General features: G+C 59.1%; 13 protein-coding genes. 5 read left to right on the top strand and 8 right to left on the bottom strand.

The features are described 5' to 3' along the window. Positions 1–27: 27 nt before the first annotated feature. From D5269_RS06195 to D5269_RS06160, 8 genes are all read right to left on the bottom strand, one after another. Positions 28–1,044 (bottom strand): biotin-dependent carboxyltransferase family protein, encoded by a 1,017-nt coding sequence (locus tag D5269_RS06195; protein WP_120484220.1) that lies wholly within the window; start codon positions 1,042–1,044, stop codon positions 28–30. Beyond that, complete coding sequence (pxpB, locus tag D5269_RS06190; RefSeq protein ID WP_016315625.1) at positions 1,041–1,778, bottom strand: 5-oxoprolinase subunit PxpB; 738 nt, start codon at positions 1,776–1,778, stop codon at positions 1,041–1,043. The genes D5269_RS06195 and pxpB overlap by 4 nt, the downstream gene beginning before the upstream one ends. Before the next feature lie 89 nt (positions 1,779–1,867). Then, entirely contained in the window at positions 1,868–3,109 is a 1,242-nt protein-coding gene (locus D5269_RS06185) for an NRAMP family divalent metal transporter (protein WP_120484219.1), read from the bottom strand. A gap of 40 nt (positions 3,110–3,149) precedes the next feature. Then, a complete protein-coding gene (locus tag D5269_RS06180) occupies positions 3,150–3,917 on the bottom strand; it encodes a 5-oxoprolinase subunit PxpA (protein ID WP_120484218.1) in 768 nt (255 codons plus the stop codon). 392 nt (positions 3,918–4,309) lie between these two features. After that, a complete protein-coding gene (locus D5269_RS06175) occupies positions 4,310–5,656 on the bottom strand; it encodes a sigma-54 dependent transcriptional regulator (RefSeq protein ID WP_016315628.1) in 1,347 nt (448 codons plus the stop codon). Continuing rightward, positions 5,653–7,296: an ATP-binding protein gene (locus D5269_RS06170; RefSeq protein ID WP_158604882.1), complete on the bottom strand. Its 1,644-nt coding sequence runs from the start codon at positions 7,294–7,296 to the stop codon at positions 5,653–5,655. The genes D5269_RS06175 and D5269_RS06170 overlap by 4 nt, the downstream gene beginning before the upstream one ends. Continuing rightward, on the bottom strand, positions 7,268–8,752 hold the full coding sequence (locus D5269_RS06165) for a sodium:solute symporter family protein (RefSeq protein WP_120484216.1): 1,485 nt from the start codon (positions 8,750–8,752) through the stop codon (positions 7,268–7,270). The genes D5269_RS06170 and D5269_RS06165 overlap by 29 nt, the downstream gene beginning before the upstream one ends. Positions 8,753–8,767: 15 nt before the next feature. Continuing rightward, entirely contained in the window at positions 8,768–9,256 is a 489-nt protein-coding gene (locus D5269_RS06160; RefSeq protein WP_120484215.1) for a GNAT family N-acetyltransferase, read from the bottom strand. A 546-nt stretch (positions 9,257–9,802) separates the two neighbouring features. Here D5269_RS06160 and D5269_RS06155 point away from each other — a divergent pair. From D5269_RS06155 to carB, 5 genes are all read left to right on the top strand, one after another. After that, on the top strand, positions 9,803–10,714 hold the full coding sequence (locus D5269_RS06155; RefSeq protein ID WP_347707287.1) for a YitT family protein: 912 nt from the start codon (positions 9,803–9,805) through the stop codon (positions 10,712–10,714). A 450-nt stretch (positions 10,715–11,164) separates the two neighbouring features. Beyond that, a complete protein-coding gene (locus D5269_RS06150; RefSeq protein ID WP_120484213.1) occupies positions 11,165–12,451 on the top strand; it encodes a dihydroorotase in 1,287 nt (428 codons plus the stop codon). Between the two features lie 15 nt (positions 12,452–12,466). Next, positions 12,467–13,408: an orotidine-5'-phosphate decarboxylase gene (pyrF, locus tag D5269_RS06145; RefSeq protein ID WP_120484212.1), complete on the top strand. Its 942-nt coding sequence runs from the start codon at positions 12,467–12,469 to the stop codon at positions 13,406–13,408. Positions 13,409–13,620: 212 nt separating this feature from the next. Then, positions 13,621–14,739, top strand: a complete 1,119-nt coding sequence (locus tag D5269_RS06140) for a carbamoyl phosphate synthase small subunit (protein WP_016315635.1) — start codon at positions 13,621–13,623, stop codon at positions 14,737–14,739. Between the two features lies 1 nt (position 14,740). Continuing rightward, positions 14,741–17,944 (top strand): carbamoyl-phosphate synthase large subunit, encoded by a 3,204-nt coding sequence (gene carB, locus D5269_RS06135; protein ID WP_120484211.1) that lies wholly within the window; start codon positions 14,741–14,743, stop codon positions 17,942–17,944. Positions 17,945–18,231 lie beyond the last annotated feature (287 nt).

Genomic DNA, 18,231 nt, shown 5'->3' with positions numbered 1-18,231 from the left:
CACTGGTTTTGGGAGAGTGATCCCCGTTTACCGGGGGAGGCAGGCATATTTTTGAGGGCGCGGCGGCTGTTTTGCGGGTCCGGCAGACGGGTCATAGGTGTGGGAGAGCGCTTCACGCAGTGCACGCAGGTAGGCTTTGCGGTCGAGATAGAGGTCCTGCGCTTCGGTAATCCCAACCTGTACAAACCGGATTTTGTCACCCGCCTTGATCTGTGCGGCCTTGCTGAAATCCGCTGAAATGACCGTCGCAATCTTGGTGTAGCCGCCCACTGTCTGCCGGTCGGCAACCATAATAATCGGTTTGCCCTCGGATGGGACCTGGATCGCGCCGAACGAGATACCGTCCGAAATGATGTTGCCGTCCTTGACATGCTCGATCACCGGGCCGTCCAGACGGCAGCCCATCCGGTCGGACTGGACCGTTACCGCGTAGGTTTCCCCAAGGAACGTCTTGATGCCGGCTTCGGTGAATGCATCATCCTGCGGGCCAAGCACGACGCGCAGGGTAACGTCGGTTTTCGTAAACGTCTCGGCATCTGCGACCGCGCGTTTTTCCATGTTCGGGAGCTGGGCAGTGGGTGCGCGGAAGGCGATGATATCCTCTTTATCCAGCTTGCGCCCCTCCAGGCCGCCGATCTTCGCCTTGAGGTAGGTCGAGCGGCTGCCCATGACCTGCGGGATATCCAGGCCACCGGCAAACGCGATATAGGCGCGGCAGCCCGAACGGGGAGCCGCAAACGAGAGCACCTGCCCCTTCTGGACTGCAACCGCGCGGTTCATCGGGAAGGATTTCCCGTCGAGCTGGGGGGTGAGGTCGCCGCCGGTGACAGCGATGCAGTTGGCCTCCTGAAACTCGATGCGCGGACCGAGCATGGTGACTTCGAGCACCGCCTCGTTATCCTCGTTGCCGACGAGGATATTTGCGATCGCAGCGGCCTGCTGGTCCATCGCGCCCGAAACCGGCACGCCAAACTGCTGGTAACCGATACGCCCGTTATCCTGTACAGTGGTCAGCATCCCGCCGTTTATAATACGAATGCTCATTTCTGCTCCTCCTTTTTGGGATAGCGGCGGCACTCGTAGGCGCCCGCCTCAACCTGCTTCTGAATCTGCTCGAACTCCTTGCGGTCGATCGGGCGGAATTTGATGTACTGTCCCGCTTCGGGCAGGATAGGGACTGCGCGGTTGGGGTCGTACATCTTCACAGGGGTCAGGCCGATGAGCTGCCAGCCGCCGGGGGAGTCGATCGGATAAACACCGGTCTGCTCGCCCGCGATACCGACCGAACCTCCCGGGATTTTCACCCGCGGGCTTTGCAGGCGCGGGGTGGCGATCTCCTTGCTCATGCCGCCCAGATAGGTGAAGCCGGGGGTAAACCCGAGCATGTAGATGAGATATTCGGTTGAGGAGTGGATTTTGATGACCTCTTCGGGGGTCTTGTTGTTGTGCTTGGCGACAAATTCGAGGTCCGGGCCTTCCTCGCCGCCGTAGAGCACCGGGATTTCGAGCACGTCGCTCGGGGGGATTTCGATCTTGTCCAGATCGCCCATCAGCCCCTGCATCTGCTCGACCAGCTTTTCATAGCGGATGACCGCAGGGTCGTAATGGACCATCAGCGCGCGGTAGCTCGGCACCGTTTCGACGATGCCCTTGATCCCGCTGCCCTGGAGCGCGATGTTGAACGCGCGGATTTTGGCGTTGATGGCGGTGCTGATCTCATTGCCGAACTCCACCGAAACCGAGGTGTCGCCGGTCAACAGAAATTTTACAGAATCCATAGGTTGGCAGTCCTCCATTCTGAATGGGTTCTCCCATATGCGGACTGTGGCGCGCGGATGCGCGCCACAGCAGCAGGGATCACCGGGTCTTATTTAAACAGGTTGAGCAGGTTCGGGACCGACTTCAGCCCGACAAAACCGGTCAGGCAGACAACGACCACGCCCGCGACGATCAGGAAGGTCGGGTGCTTGTAGCTTTCGCCGACAATCTTCTTGTTGCGGCTGGCAAGCAGCATGACGCCGAGGGTGATCGGCAGGATCAGGCCGTTGAGCGAGCCTGCGACGATCAGCAGCTTGGCAGCGCCGCCGAGGATCGCCATAATCAGGGTCGAGAAAGCGATAAAGCCGATAACAAACCACTTCTCGTTCTGCGCAATGAACGGATGCAGGGTCTTGAGGAACGAAACCGAAGTGTAAGCTGCGCCGATGACCGAGGTGATCGCGGCGGAGAGCAGCGCGATGCCGAACAGGCGGTAGCCGATCTCACCGGCCGCCAGACGGAACGCCTCGGCCGCAGGGTTGGACGCACCCGCGACCTGTGCCGCGGCAGCAGCACCACCCGCGGTGCAGACGCCCAGAACCGCGAGGAAGAGCAGGATGCGGACGGTGCCCGAAACACCGATACCGGTCAGCACGCTCTTGCGGATATGCTGGATGTTTTCCGGGCCGCTGATGCCCGCGTCGATCAGGCGGTGGGAGCCGGAGAATGCGATATAACCGCCGCACGAGCCGCCCAGCAGGGTAATCATCGGGAAGAGCAGGGTGGACGGGTTATCCGGCATAAAGACTTTGGCGGCAACCTCGCCGACCGGGGGCTTGGAAGCAACCGCGACGATCGCGATCGAAACCAGGATGATTCCGGCGAGCACCTTGGTGACCTTATCCATCACGCCGGTGGCGTTTTTGGAAAGGAAGATGCAGATTGCGATAACGCCCGCAATGATACAGCCAACCTTCTCGGGGATACCGAGCAGGGCATTGAAGCCGAGCGCCGCGCCGCCGACATTTCCGATGTTGAATGCGAGGCCGCCGAGCGCAACCATGAAGGCCACGACAAAGCCGAGGCCGGGAAGCACCTTATTGGCGATGTCCTGCCCGCGCATCCCCGAAACACCGATGATCGACCAGATGTTGGCCTGGGCGATGATGTCGAGGAGGATGGTACAGAGGATAACCGTCGCGAACGACGATAGGTACTGCGAGGTAAAGGTGGAAGTCTGTGTAAGGAAGCCCGGCCCGATCGCCGAAGTCGCCATCAGGAACGCTGCGCCGAACAGCGCACCGCCGCTCTTTTTCACCGGAGCCGCATTGGTAGTGTTCTCTTTGCTCATGTATGTACCCTCCTAGTTACAATCGTTGGGACCGTCCGGATCAGACGATCGCGTCAAGGTTGCAGATCTCTACGCCGTTTTTCTGAAGCTCTGTGCGGATATTGCTGACAAATTCGAGCGCGGACGGATTGTCCCCATGCACGCAGATCGAATCCGCCTTGATTTCGATCTCCTTGCCGGTGATGCTCTCGACCTTACCCTGGGTAACCATGCCGATTACCCGCTTGATTGCGAGGTCTTTGTCGTGGATGACAGCGCCTTCCTGACGTCTGGGGACGAGGTTGCCGTCCTCAAGGTAGGCGCGGTCCGCGAATACTTCGCTGGCAACCTTCAGGCCAACCTCGCGGCCCGCTTCGAGCATCTTGCTGTTGGCCAGCCCGAGCAGGATGATGCTGCTGTCCACCTCTGCAACCGCTTCGCAGATCGCGAGCGCGAGCTTCATGTCAACCGCAGCCATGTTGTAGAGTGCGCCGTGGGGCTTGACATGCTGGAGGCGGACGCCGGCCGATTTGGTGAAGGCGAGCAGTGCGCCGAGCTGGTATTTCACATCTGCTTTTGCTTCGGCGGGGGAAGCTGCCAGGTTGCGGCGTCCGAAACCAACCAGGTCCGGGAACCCGGGATGCGCGCCGATAGCAGTGCCCGCAGCTTTTGCCAGTTCGACCGTCTTGCCCATGACCAGCGGGTCGCCAGCGTGGAAGCCGCATGCCACGTTTGCCGACGACACGTACTTGAGGATTTCGGAGTCCATACCAATGGTATAGGCGCCAAAGCTCTCACCAAGGTCGCTGTTGAGGTCTACTTTGTACATAAAAAACCCTCCTTAAAAAATTAAGAATTTGTGTTTGTTGGTCAAATAAACAGCAAATTGAGTGCCAGTTTTCGGGAGCAAAAGCAGAAATATCCGGAAACCCCCGCCAGAAGCGGCGTATAAAATTTTTCTATACCATTTTCCGGCGCAGGAAATACAAGGATTTGCTGCAAAAAAAGCAAAAAGATGTGCAGAATCGCACATGTTGGCTGTGCGGTCATGCACACCTGCGCATCTCTGCACCAACTGGGAATCCCTATCCAGAGGGATAGATGCAAAAAGGCGGGCAGTCCAACGGATTTGCATAGTTTTGAAAAAATCCTGCAAATGGGACGGCCTGTCCGAAATCCCTGTCCAAGCGCTTTGAAATAGTCCTGACCTGCCGGATACCGTCAGGCTTCCAGGCGGCGCTTGAGGGTGAACCGGGTACAGCCGAGAAGCTGGGCAGCTTTTGACTGGTTGCCCCCGCAGAGCGCGAGCGCCTTGTCGATATAGGTGCGTTCAAACCGGTCGATCTCCGCTTGCAGGTCGACCGGGCCTTCCGAGAGGTCTTTGAGCGGAAATGCGCCCGGGGGGCTGATCTGCGGCCCGCCTTCCCGCAGGATCGAACCGGTGAGGGTGCTCCCTTCACAGAAGAGGACACACCGCTCCATCACGTTGCGCAGTTCCCGGACATTGCCTTTCCAGTCGTGGCGGTTCATCTGCTCCATCAAGGCGGGGTCGATCGAGGTGATATTTCTGTTGAATTTTCGATTAAAATACTCTAAGTAATATTCGCTCAGCACCCGGATGTCCTCCCGGCGCTCCCGCAGCGGCGGAATCTGCACCTGCATCACATCCAGCCGGTAGAACAGGTCCTGACGGAACCGGCCGTTCACAATCTCCTTTTCAAGGTCGCGGTTGGTAGCGGCGATCACCCGCACATTGACTTCGATGTCGGTCAGGCCACCCACCCGCTTGAAGCTGCGGTCCTCCAGAAAGGTCAGCAGCTTGGCCTGCATGGTCAGCGGCATCTCGCCGATCTCATCCAGAAAGATGGTACCGCCGTTCGCCAGCTCGAACAGGCCCTTTTTGGTTTTGAGCGCGCCGGTGAATGCGCCCTTCTCATACCCGAACAGCTCGGCTTCGAGCAGCGTTTCGGGGATAGCGCTGCAGTTGATCTTGACCAGCGGATCATCCCTGCGGCCGCTCGAGTAGTGCACCATGTTGACGACCACCTCTTTGCCGGTGCCGGTCTCCCCGCGGATCAGCAGGTCCACATTATCGTTTTTGGCGAGCAGCAGGACATGCTTGCGGATCAGCTGGATGGCGGGGCTGGCGCCGACCAGCTCCCGCGGCTTGCCGCCCTTGAGCAGTTCAAGGCTGCGGCGGTTTTTGAGCTGGACCAGGCTGCGGCGGATCTGAAGGTCGATCGCGTCGATGTCAAACGGCTTCTGCACATAGTCGAACGCGCCTTTCTTGATCGCAGCCACCGCCTGTGAAACGGTGCCGTAGGCGGTCATCATCACAATCTGGATGTCCTCATCGATCCGCTTGATTGGCTCGATATAGTCGATCCCGAGATCATCCCCCAGCCGGTTGTCAAGCAGGACGAAGTCGGGCCGGAACCGTTCGGCAGCGGCAAGTCCGTCCCGGATGTTGTCCGATGTTTCCACCAGATAGCCGAGGTCGGAAAGCCCGTTTTCGAGCGAAACCCGGATCAGAAATTCGTCGTCGATCACAAGTACCTTATATTTCATGATGTCCCTCCCGTGTGGAAGATGATGGTGATGCGGGTGCCCTGCCCGGCAGCGGTGTCGATCGAGAAAGAGCCGTTATTCTGGGCGAGCAGGCGGGAGACGATCGAAAGCCCCAGCCCGCCGCCGGTACGCCCCTCCTCCAGCGAAGCATGTACGCCCCGCAGGGTGGCTTCGTCCATCCCATCCCCGGTGTCCGAGACGGTGAGGACGGTCGAATCCCCTTCCCTGCGGGCTTCCAGCGCGATTTCCCCACCGCTGTGGAGCGATTTGATGCTGTTGTTGATGAGATTGACAAGCACCTGCCGGATTTCCGATTCGTCGGCATAGAGCGGCGGGTCCCCCTGCACCCCGGCGGTGATCCGGATGCGGTTGTTCTGGGCGATCTTGGCATAAAGGAGCAGCAGCTCGTCGAACAGGGCGGGCAGGTTGATGAGTACCTTCTGGCTCTCCCGTTTGCGGGAGAGGTGGAGCAGGTCCTCGATCAGCCGGTTGACCCGGTCGACCTCCCCGAGGATGCTGGTACTGAGCATCCGGTCGCGGCCGCTCTCGAGCCGCCGGCTGATGACCTGTATTCCGGCCCGGATGCCGGCCAGCGGGTTGCGGATCTCATGCGCAAGCATCGCGGCGAGCTGGCCGGTATAGGCCAGCTTTTCCCCTTCAGTCAGCTTTTCCTCCATCCGTTTTTTGTAGGTGATCTCGTCGAGGGTGCAGAGGGTGCCGCCCTCCCCCTCGTCGGCGGTACGCAGCCGCCAGACCCCGATCTCATAGTCAACCGCCCGGCCGTCGGCATTTTGCAGGCGGATCGGGTCGTGCAGAACCTTGGGGCTGACGATGATCCCATCTACAATCTGCCGCAGGGTTTGCCCGCCGCAGAGGTATCCGGTCTGATCGAGCATCTCGACCGCCTTTGAGTTGATGCAGATGATCTCCTTTTCAGGGCTGCACGCAACGATCCCAAGCGGCAGGCTTTCCACGATCGTCTCGTTGAGCAGCTTCATCCGGAGGATTTCGTCGGTGTGGCTTGCAATGTCTGCCAGCATCCGCTGGAATGCATTGGCAAGCTGCCCGATCTCGTCGCTGCGTTCGGCATATTCATCCACCTGCGGGGAACGCCGGACCGGCTGCTCGCCCACCGCCACCACTCTACAGGCTTCACTGAGCTGCCGGAGCGGTTCGGAGATATTATAGGAAACGAAAAGGCTCACCTGCACAATGACAATCAGCAGGGCGATGGTTGCGAGGATCATATATTTCTGTTCTTCGATCAGGCTGTTCCAGAAGGCGGTGCGGTCTAGGGCATAGCAGGCGCGCCAGCCGAATGCGGGGAGGCCGGTTTCAAGCAGGATGTCATCCGGGTCGGGCGGCTGTGTGCCGAGCAGCAGAACGCCATCCGCATCGAAGAGATAGAGGGAATCGTTCTGGATCAGGCGGTATTTCTGTAGCAGGAGCGTCCCGCTGCCGGAAAGCCCGGCGTCCAGCTCGAGGGCGCGCAGACTGGATGCGGCGGCAGCGCGTTCCCGCTCCATCTTCTGGACATAGCCGTTCCAGGTCATGATCGTACCGAAACAGAGGATGGTCAAGATACCGATGGTCAAAAACGGGATCATAATTTTATGCTCGATGTTCAGCCGGAATTTCATCCCCTGCCCCCTTTCCGCGCGCATACAGGCTCCCCGCCGCGAGCGCCGCTGTCGAAATCGCCACGCAGGGCATCGAGGGATGGAACCGGAGCAGGCCCGCATAATAGAGCGGGTAAAAAAGCAGAATCGAAGCAAGCCCGGAAAGCAGGCTGGCCCAGACCCCGGTACGGTTGACCTTTTTGAAGAGCAGGGTGCCATACATTGCGGGAAAAAGGGTGGCGGCGACCACTCCCCAGATGTCGCCCCCGTACGAGATCACGCTGTCGGGCGGGTCGATCGCGAGCAGCATCGAGAGGGTGCCCCCGGCGAAGATCCCGAGCCGGCTCAACCGCAGGATGGATTCGCGGGAGAGGTTCCGCCGGCTGACCGCGGGTGCAATATCGTAGGCGAACGAAGAGGCGATCAGAAGGAGCTGGGAGTTGGCGGTTGAGACGCATGCCCCGATGATCGAGAAGAGGAAAAAACCGCTCCAGGCGCTGTAAAGCTGGTTGTTAATCAGCCAGGTGATGATTTCGTCGGTTTTGGAGACGGTGGACAGGGTGGGGATCAGCACCCGCATCCCCAGCCCGATCTGGATCAACGAGAAATAGACAAGCGCCAGAAACCCCAGGGAACAGAGGACGGTGCGCCGGGCCGTTTTTTTGTTCTGTGCCGAGAGCATCCGGATGGTGTACTGGGGATTTGCGGCGAGCCCCAGCCCCCAGCCGCAGAACATGCTCAGGTTCATCAGCGGGGTGAACAGCCCTTCCCCGAATGGGCGGAGCAGGCCGCCCGGTTCGGTCGGATAGGGGGTCCCAGGGTGGGCGAACCCCGAAATGCCGGCAGCGGAACGGTGGATTTCGAGCACGCCTCCCGCCCGCGAGGTGATGGTGACAAACAGCACAGCGATGCTGATGGCGAGCAGGATCAGGTTAAAGACGTCGCTGCGGGTGACCGACCGGTAACCGCCAAAGGTGGTGTAAAGGATGAAGAGATAGACCAGCAGGATCGAGATGCCGTAGGGGATGTCGAAGAGGGTGGAAGCGACCACCCCGAACCCCTTGATCTGGATGACCAGATAAAAGATGTACACCGCGATAAAGACTGCGGCATAGGCCACCTGGAGCCCCTTGGAGCCAAACCGCTTATAAAAAAGCTCGGGGATGGTCAAAATTTCGTTGTCGTAGAGACGGTCGCTGATCCCGACGAGGAAAAATGCGCCGATAAACCAGGGGAATACCGAATAGAGCACGACGTTGTAGCCGCTCTCGTAGACGCTTCCGGTCAGGCTCAGGATGCTGGCAGCGGAAACCCAGGTCCCGGAGAAGGTCGCCATGCACCGCCAGAGGCTGAGGTGGCGTCCGCCGAGAAAAAACTGTCCGACCGTGTTCCCGTCCCGCAGGCTGCTTTTGCCGATCAGGAGCAGGACGGTCGAATAGGCGCAGAAATAGAGCAGGTAAAGCAGGGTCTTATTCATGGCGTCCGGCCCCTGTCAAAAGCGGAGCAGCAGGTCATACCAGACCGCGCCGCCATGCACCGACTGGGAGACCCCAAGGTTCTCGAAGCCGAACCGCTCGTAATAGGGGATCAGATGCTGCTTGCAGGTCAGGATGACTCCCTTGCGTCCGTCCGCGCGTGCCAGCTCGCAGAATGCCCGCATCAGCTGGGCGGCAATCCCGCGGCGCTGGTATTCGGGCAGCACGCACAGCCCGAATACCGACTGGTAAGCACCATCGGGATTGTGCAGGCTGGCATCGGCGAACAGGTCGTCGGTGATCGTCTGCTGGCTGGTGACGCATCCGTTGATCAGGCCGGCGGGCGCCCCTTCCAGCTCGGCAATCAGGAAGCTGTGCGGAAAGGCCGCGATCCGGCGGGCCATCGTCTCCCTTTTGGCGGCTTCAGCGGGCGGGAAACAGGCCGCCTCGATTTTCGTAACCGTATCAAGGTCAGCGGGGCATATCCTGCGGATCGAAAGGTCCATAAAAGTCCCTCCAGTTGGTTTGGATTGCGGGAGGGCGGAAAGCCCATCCGGCAGGATTATTTTAACACAGAGCCCCTGTTGTTGGCAAGGAGAGGGGGTTTACATCCTGCGGCGAATCTGATATGATAAAAAACATCCGGTATTTGTTTCCTCCGTGTTTTGTATGAACATGCTTGAAAGCATTTCGTCGTTTTTGGCTGTGCCGTTTATAAAAAGAGATGGGAGCGCTTTGGATGGGCTGTGCGCAAAAGGGGTTCGGCTAGGCATGGAACAGATTGATCCCTGAGGGGGAAACGTGCCCCACCGGACAGTAAAAGGGGTTTGTGCCGGTTGGGCTGCGCAAGGATGTCCAGGTGGTGATTGGGGTAAAAAACCTCCGCGTCATAGGGGACGAAACAAATCCTGAGAATGGAGCGGTCTAATGCGAGGGAGAAATAAAACATCTGAATCGAAAAAAGCGGACGTCGATTGACGTCCGCTTTTTGTTTCCCCCTTTACCGCATTAGCACAATCTATATTTGAAAGTAAAAAAGGAAGTGTGTGAAAATGATGCTGGAAAAACGTCTGCAATGGCTCCGGACGGTGCCGTTGATCTTGCTTGGGAATGCGGTCTATGCGCTGGCGGTGACCGCGTTTATCCTCCCCACCGGACTGGTCACCGGTGGAAGCACCGGTCTGGCGCTGGTCTTTTATCACGGCGCCGGGGTGCCGGTAACTCTGTTTGTCTCGGCCTTCAACCTGCTGATGTTCCTGGTGGGGCTGGCAGTGCTGGGCAGGCAGTTTGCGCTGACGACCCTGCTCAGTACGGTTTCTTATCCGCTCATCCTCGGGGTGCTCGAGCGGCTTCCTCAGCTCGAGGCGCTCACCTCCGACCGGATGCTCGCCGCTGTCTATGGCGGCCTGATGATCGGGCTGGGCATCGGTATCGTCATCAAGGCGGGGGCTTCCACCGGCGGTATGGACATCCCGCCGCTTGTACTCAGGAAAAAACTGGGGATTCCGGTTTCCCTTTCGATGTATGGGTTTGATTTCCTGATCCTGTTGTTCCAGATGCGGTTCGCCGACCAGGAACAGGTGTTATACGGCCTGCTGATGGTGCTGATCTACACCACCGTACTGGACAAGGTGCTGCTGTTTGGGCAGGCGCGCACACAGGTCAAGGTGGTCAGCGAGCAGTATGAGCAGATCAACCGGGAGATCATCCAGACCCTCGACCGCGGGTCCACCCTCATCCACGCGGAGACCGGCTATCTGCGCACCTGCCGGCCGGTGGTTCTGACGGTGGTTTCCAACCGGGAACTGCCCCGGCTCAACGAGCTGATCCTCTCGATCGACCCGAATGCGTTTATGGTCATCAACCGGGTCAGCGAGGTAAAAGGACGGGGGTTCACCCTCTCCAAGGAGAACCGCGCCCCGCTTTTGGAGCCGGAGGAACCGCCCGGCGGGTCGCAAGCGTAGAGCCGGAGATGCCTGCGGCCTGCCTTGCAGGGCGTTTGTTATTCAGGAAAAAGCTCCCTGCAAAAGATGCGAAACAGGCTCCCTGAAAGGAAATATTTTACAAATTGAGTGCATAAACGGTGTAATATTCGTATAAAAATACATCTTCGGCGCTATGGAAACAGAAGGCAGGGGTGTTTTTTATCGGATTACTGGGATTTTGGATAAAAAAACACATCGAAATCCACGAAAAAAGAGGATTTTGCCGGATAGACAAACCGGAAAAAATATTGTATAATTATCCAAACCGAAAAAGAGGAAGGGGAAGTCAGGTATGCCCGGCAGACGGATGAATCAGTTTTGTATTCAAGCGGGTCTGGTTTTCTATTCTGTTTTTCACCCTTGATGAAACGCCTGCCCATTTCTTTGATGGGTGGGTATTTTTGTGTCTGACTGAAAAAGGAGGAAACGATGAACAGGCTGTGGATCAAACAGGCGCGGTTGATTGATCCGTCCAGCGGGACCGACCAGATGGGGGACCTTCTGGTTGAGAACGGCGTAATCGCCGCGGCCGGGACGGTTCCTGCCCATTCCGGGGACTGCGAAACGCTCGATGCGACGGGCCTTTGCCTTGCCCCCGGGCTGGTGGATATGCACGTACATCTGCGTGACCCCGGCTTCACCCATAAGGAAGATATTTTGACCGGCTGCGCGGCTGCGGCCGCGGGCGGCTTCACCGCGGTGGCCTGCATGCCCAACACCAAACCCGCCTGCGACAGCCCCGAGGTGGTCGCGGAGATTCTCGGGCGGGCAAAAGCGGCAAAAGCGCGGGTCTGTCCGGTGGCGGCGATTACCTGCGGGCTGCGCGGGGAACAGCGCACCGATCTCGCCGCGCTGCGGGAAGCGGGCGCGGTGGCGGTCAGCGATGACGGGCGCCCGGTGCCGAACAACCGCCTGATGCTGGAAACGCTGCGGGAGGCGCAGGAACAGGGCCTGTGCGTCATCAGCCACGCGGAAGACCTTGAGATCGTGGACGGCGGGATCATGCACAAGGGGCAGGTCAGCGCACAGCTCGGGGTCAAAGGGATCGACCGCGCCTCCGAGGACTGCAACACCGCCGCAGTCGTGGCGCTCGCGGAATCCTCCGGGACAAGGGTGCATATTGCCCATGTATCGACCAGCGGGTCGGTGGCGCTCATCCGGGACGCCAAGCGCCGGGGTGCGCAGGTGACCTGCGAAACCGGTCCCCACTATTTCACGCTGACCGATCAGAAGCTGCTCTCCCAAGACGCCAACTTCCGGATGAACCCTCCGCTGCGGGAGGAATCCGACCGGCTGGCTATCCTCGAGGGGATCGCGGACGGGACGATCGACTGTATCGCGACCGACCATGCCCCCCACGCGAAAGAAGAAAAGGCGGTGTTTGAGACCGCTCCAAACGGGGTCATCGGCCTGGAAACTTCGCTTGCCCTCTGCCTGACCCATCTGGTTCACCCAGGCATTATCCCGCTGGTGCGGCTGATCGAGATGATGAGCCTTTCCCCCGCCCGGCTGCTCGGGATCAAGGCGGGGACTCTGCAAGCTGGTGCGCCCGCCGATCTGGTGCTGTTCGACCCGGGGGAGCGATGGACGGTCGACCGGACCAGGCTGCATGGAAAATCCGAAAATACCTGCTTTGACCGGATGGAGGTCACCGGCAGGGTCAAATACACCCTGCTGGGCGGGCGGTTCACCTACCGGCAGCAGGACGACGATTGAGATGGAGGAAGAGATTTGGAAAAGCTGATACGCAGGATCATCGAGCGGAACAACCCGACTGTGGTGGGGCTGGACCCCACACTGGACTATATCCCCGCACAGGTAAAGGCAGAAGCATTTGCGGAATATGGAAAAACGCTGCGCGGCGCCGCACACGCCTATCTCACCTATAATAAAGCGATCATCGACGCGATCTGCGATGTGGTCCCGGCGGTCAAGCCCCAGTGTGCCTATTATGAGCTGCTCGGATGGGAAGGGATGAAGTGCCTCGCCGAGACGATCTCGTATGCACAGGAAAAAGGGATGTATGTCATCACCGACGGCAAGCGAAACGACATCGGTTCGACCATGCAGGCGTACGCCGCCGCCCACCTCGGGGAAATCGAGATTGAGGGGGAGAGGTGTGTCCCGTTCGGCGGGGATGCGCTGACGGTCAATGGGTATCTCGGCACCGATGGGATTAAACCGCTGCTGGAGGTGATAGGGGACAACCCAGACAAGGGGATTTTTGTGCTGGTCAAGACCTCCAATCCTTCCTCGGGTGAGCTTCAGGACCGGAAACTCGGAGAAAACGAGACGGTTTATGCCGCGATGGGCGATATGTGCGAGCGGTGGGGTGCAGGCAAGATCGGCCGGTACGGCTATTCTAAGGTTGGAGCCGTAGTCGGCGCAACCTATCCGGCGCAGCTTTCCGAGCTGCGCGCCCGTCTGCCGCATACCTTCTTTCTGGTGCCGGGATACGGCGCACAGGGAGGCGGCGCCAAGGATGTAGCGGGCGCGTTTGACCAGAACGGCCTGGGCGGGATTGTGAATTCCTCCCGCGCGGTGCTGACTGCTTGGAAAAAAACTGGCGGGGACGGCAGGGACTTTGCGCAGGCCGCGCGTGCGGAGGCAATCCGGATGCGGGATGACATCACTTCGGCAATCCCGCCGATCCATTCCCCCGCGGGTATCTAAAGCTTTACTCAATTTTTCTCGAAAAATTGCGGGGCCGAGGGGCAGAGCCCCCGCCGCCGCGCGCACACGGCGGAACGTTTTGTCCTGGGAAGCGCTTTTTTGGGGTGAATCTGCCCTGACGGGGGCCGTCGGGGCAGATGAGGGGGCTTTTTGCAAGAGAAAAAGCCCCCTGCAAAGATGTGACAGGGTTTGTTTGGAAATGGAGGATACCTATGCAGATTTTACAGAACGAACAGAAAGCGACGCTCCTGCTCGCAGACGGGACAGTCTTTGAAGGGCTGTCGTTTGGCGCGCAGGGCACCACGATCGGTGAAGTGGTGTTCACAACCGGCATGACCGGCTATCAGGAGGCGCTGACCGATCCAAGCTACTGCGGGCAGATCGTCACCCAGACCTTCCCTTTGGTCGGTAACTACGGGGTCAATGAGGAGGACCAGGAGTCCGACCGGTCATACGTCAAAGGATATGTCGTCCGGGAGTGGTGCGAATGCCCCAGCAACTTCCGCTGTGAGGGGACAATCGACGCATTCCTCAAAAAACACGATATCATCGGTCTCTATGACATCGACACCCGCGCTCTGACCCGCAAGATCCGGGAACACGGGGTGATGAACGGGATGATTACCACCGAGGAAATCACCGACCGGGAGGCAGCGCTCGAGCGGATCGGCGCTTTTGCCATCCGGGATGCGGTCAGGACGGTCACAGCCGTCCAGCCGAAAAAATATACCTGTGAGAACCCGCAGTATGAGGTTGCGCTGATCGACTACGGCTACAAGCGCAATATCCGGCGGTCGCTGCTGCTGCGTGGGTGCAATGTCACCGTCCTGCCCGCGACAGTCGCCGCGGACCAGCTACGGGAGGGCGGCTTTGATGGGATTATGCTTTCCAACGGCCCGGGCGACCCTTCCGAAAATACCGAAGCGATCGAAAACCTCCGGGAGATCGCCCGGCTGGGTATCCCGATCTTCGGCATCTGCCTGGGGCACCAGCTGATGGCACTCGCGCAGGGCGCAAAAACTGCCAAGCTCAAGTATGGGCACCGGGGCGGCAACCAGCCGGTGATCGACCTCGCAACCGGGCTGACCTATGTCACCAGCCAGAACCACGGTTATGAGGTGCTGGGGGAGACGCTGCCCGCATCGGTCGGGAAGGTGAGCCACATCAATGCGAACGATAAGAGCTGCGAAGGGGTACAGTATGGGGATGGTTCGATCTTCACTGTGCAGTTCCACCCAGAGGCGCATTCCGGCCCGGAGGACACAGGCGTGCTGTTTGACCGGTTTGTGGACCTGATGAAAGCTGCAAAATCCGCGAAGGAGGTGGGCTGAAATGCCGCTGCGCTCTGATGTAAAACGGGTACTTGTCATCGGCTCAGGCCCGATTGTGATTGGACAGGCCGCTGAATTTGACTACGCGGGCACACAAGCCTGCCGCGCATTGCGCGAAGAAGGGCTGGAGGTCATCTTAATCAACTCCAACCCTGCCACCATCATGACCGACAAGGCGATGGCGGATAAAATCTACATCGAGCCGCTGACCCTTGATGTGGTCAAACGGATCATCAAACACGAGAAGCCGGACAGCGTCCTCTCGACGCTCGGCGGGCAGACCGGCCTGACTCTTTCGATGCAGCTTGCCAAGGAGGGGTTCCTCGCGGAAAACGGGGTCAAGCTGCTCGGCGCAGACCCTGAAACGATCGACAAGGCGGAGGACCGCCAGATGTTCAAGGACACAATGGAGTCGATCGGCCAGCCCTGTATCCCCTCCAAGGTGGTGGAGACGGTCGAGGACGCAGTCTCCTTTGCGGAGGAAATCCACTATCCGGTGATCGTCCGCCCGGCGTTTACCCTCGGCGGGAGCGGCGGCGGCATCGCATCCGACGAACAGGAGCTGCGGGAGATTGCCCGCAACGGCCTGCGGCTCTCGCCGATCACCCAGGTACTGATTGAAAAATGCATCTCCGGCTGGAAGGAGATCGAATTCGAGGTCATCCGCGACCGCAAAGGCAACATCATCACCGTCTGCTCGATGGAAAACCTCGACCCGGTCGGCGTCCATACCGGCGACAGCATCGTTGTTGCGCCTGCGGTCACCCTCGCGGACAAGGAATACCAGATGCTGCGCACCGCCGCAATCAATATTGTGCAGGCACTCGGGGTTGAGGGCGGCTGCAACTGCCAGTTTGCCCTGCGCCCGGACAGCTTCGAGTATGCGGTGATCGAGGTCAACCCGCGTGTCTCGCGGTCGTCCGCGCTGGCCTCCAAGGCCACCGGATACCCGATCGCCAAGGTCGCTGCTAAGATTGCGATCGGCTACACCCTTGACGAGATCGTCAATGCGGTCACCGGCAAGACCTATGCCTGCTTTGAGCCGACGATTGACTATATTGTTGTCAAGTTCCCCAAATGGCCGTTTGACAAGTTTGTCTACGGAAAACGCACCCTCGGAACCCAGATGAAAGCGACCGGCGAGATCATGTCGATCGGCAGTTCGTTCGAGCAGGCGATGATGAAAGCTGTCCGCAGCATCGAGCTGGGGTTGGATACCCTCGACTATGGGAAACTGGCGGACAAATCGGACGAAGAGATCCTTGCGCTGCTCCACAACTGCGACGACGAACGGATTTTTGTGGTCTACGAGGCGCTGAAACGCGGGGTGACCCCCGATCAGATTTTTGAAATTACCAAGATTGACCGGTGGTTCACCTGCAAGCTGCGCAACCTGGTGGACCTGGAACGGTATCTCGCGGATGGCGCGCTGACCCAAAGGAAATATGAGACCGCGAAAAAGTACGGGTTCCTCGACCGGACGATCAATCGGATTTCCGGGCAGGAGATCCCGGACGCGTGGAAGCGGCACGCCTCCTATAAGATGGTGGACACCTGCGCCGCTGAATTTTCGGCCGAGACCCCCTATTTCTACTCGACCTACGACCGGGAAAACGAAGCGGCGGAGTTTCTGGAGAACCATCCGTCCGACAAAAAGAAGGTGCTGGTCATCGGCTCCGGCCCGATCCGGATCGGGCAGGGGATCGAGTTCGATTACTGCTCGGTGCACTGTGTCTGGGCGCTCAAGGAGGAGGGGTATGAAGCGATTATCGCCAACAACAACCCCGAGACCGTCTCCACCGATTTCGACACCTCCGACCGGCTCTATTTTGACCCGCTAACCCCCGAGGACATCGACAACCTGCTTGAGACCGAAAAACCGTGGGGGGTTGTGGTGCAGTTTGGCGGGCAGACCGCAATCAAGCTGACCAAGCATCTGATGGAGCGCGGGGAGAATATCCTGGGGACCTGTGCGGACAGCATCGACGCTGCCGAGGACCGCGAGCGGTTCGACGAGGTACTTGAACAGTGCGGCATCCCACGTCCGAAGGGGCATACGGTCATGACCTCGGATGAGGCGGTAGCGGCTGCAAACGATCTGGGGTATCCGGTGCTGCTCCGGCCATCCTATGTGCTGGGCGGGCAGAATATGATTATCGCCTACTCTGACGCGGATGTACGCGAATATATGGCGATCATCACCTCACACCTGATTGAGAACCCGGTTTTGATCGACAAATATATGATGGGCAAGGAGATCGAGGTGGACGCGATCTGCGACGGGGAGGACTACCTGATCCCCGGCATCATGGAGCATATCGAGCGGGCGGGCGTCCACTCGGGTGACTCGATCTCGGTCTATCCAGCGCAGACCCTTTCCCAGAAGATCAAAGCTACCCTGATTGCCTACACTGGGCGGCTGGCCAGGGCGCTCAAGGTGGTCGGGCTGGTAAATATCCAGTATGTGGTTTATAATGGGGACGTCTATGTCATTGAGGTCAATCCCCGTTCCTCCCGTACGGTGCCCTATATCAGCAAGGTCACCGGCGTGCCGATGGTAGACATTGCAACACGGGTCATGCTGGGACACAGGCTGCGCGATATGGGCTACGGCTCCGGGCTGTACCCCGAGGCGGAATATGTGGCGGTCAAGGTGCCGGTGTTCAGCTTTGAGAAGCTGCACGATGTTGACACCATGCTCGGGCCTGAGATGAAGTCGACTGGCGAAGTGCTCGGCATTGCGCATAACTTCGAAGAGGCGCTGCTGAAAGGGCTGACTGCCGCAGGTTACAGGCTCAACCACAAGGACGAGGGCAACCTGCTGCTTACCGTCAAGGACAGCGACCAGATCGAGGTGCTTGAGATTGCGGAGAAGTTCGAGAAGCTCGGGTACCACCTCTATGCAACACCGGGTTGTGCGTCGGTGCTCAACCGTCACATGATCGCGGCCAACACGGTGCGCAAGATGGACGGCGACCATCCCAATATCATGGACCTGATCGAGAGCGGCAAGCTCGACTATATCATCTCCACCTCGTCAAAAGGGCGGATTCCGGCGCGCCATTCGGTGCAGATCCGGCGCAAGGCGGTCGAGCTTTCGATCCCCTGCCTGACCTCCCTTGACACCGCGAACGCGCTCGCGAACTGCCTCAAGATGCAGAAGACGATCGACGATGTGGAACTGGTAGATGTGACAAAGATTTAACGGCTTGGGCAGAAAATCCGGGGGTGCGTCAGGGGGCTTTTTCACTTGCAAAAAGCCCCCTCTTGCCGCTTTTTGAGCGGCAATTCACCCGAAAAATGCGCTTCACAGGATAAGGCGTTCCGCGCTCATCTCGCGCTAAGAGCCCGCCTTCGGCGGGTTGCGCTCGAAACGCTTCGCTGCGGCTCGCAGTGCGGAGCGCGTCAGGGGCTCTGCCCCTCGACCCCGCCACCTTTGAAAAGGTGGACGAAACTTTTAAACAATGATCGGGTAAAAAAGCGCTCCCAATC

This window comes from Anaerotruncus sp. 1XD42-93, from assembly GCF_009917605.1.
In the GTDB taxonomy this organism is placed as follows: domain Bacteria; phylum Bacillota; class Clostridia; order Oscillospirales; family Ruminococcaceae; genus Anaerotruncus.
This window is presented reverse-complemented; position numbering and strand designations above follow the sequence as displayed.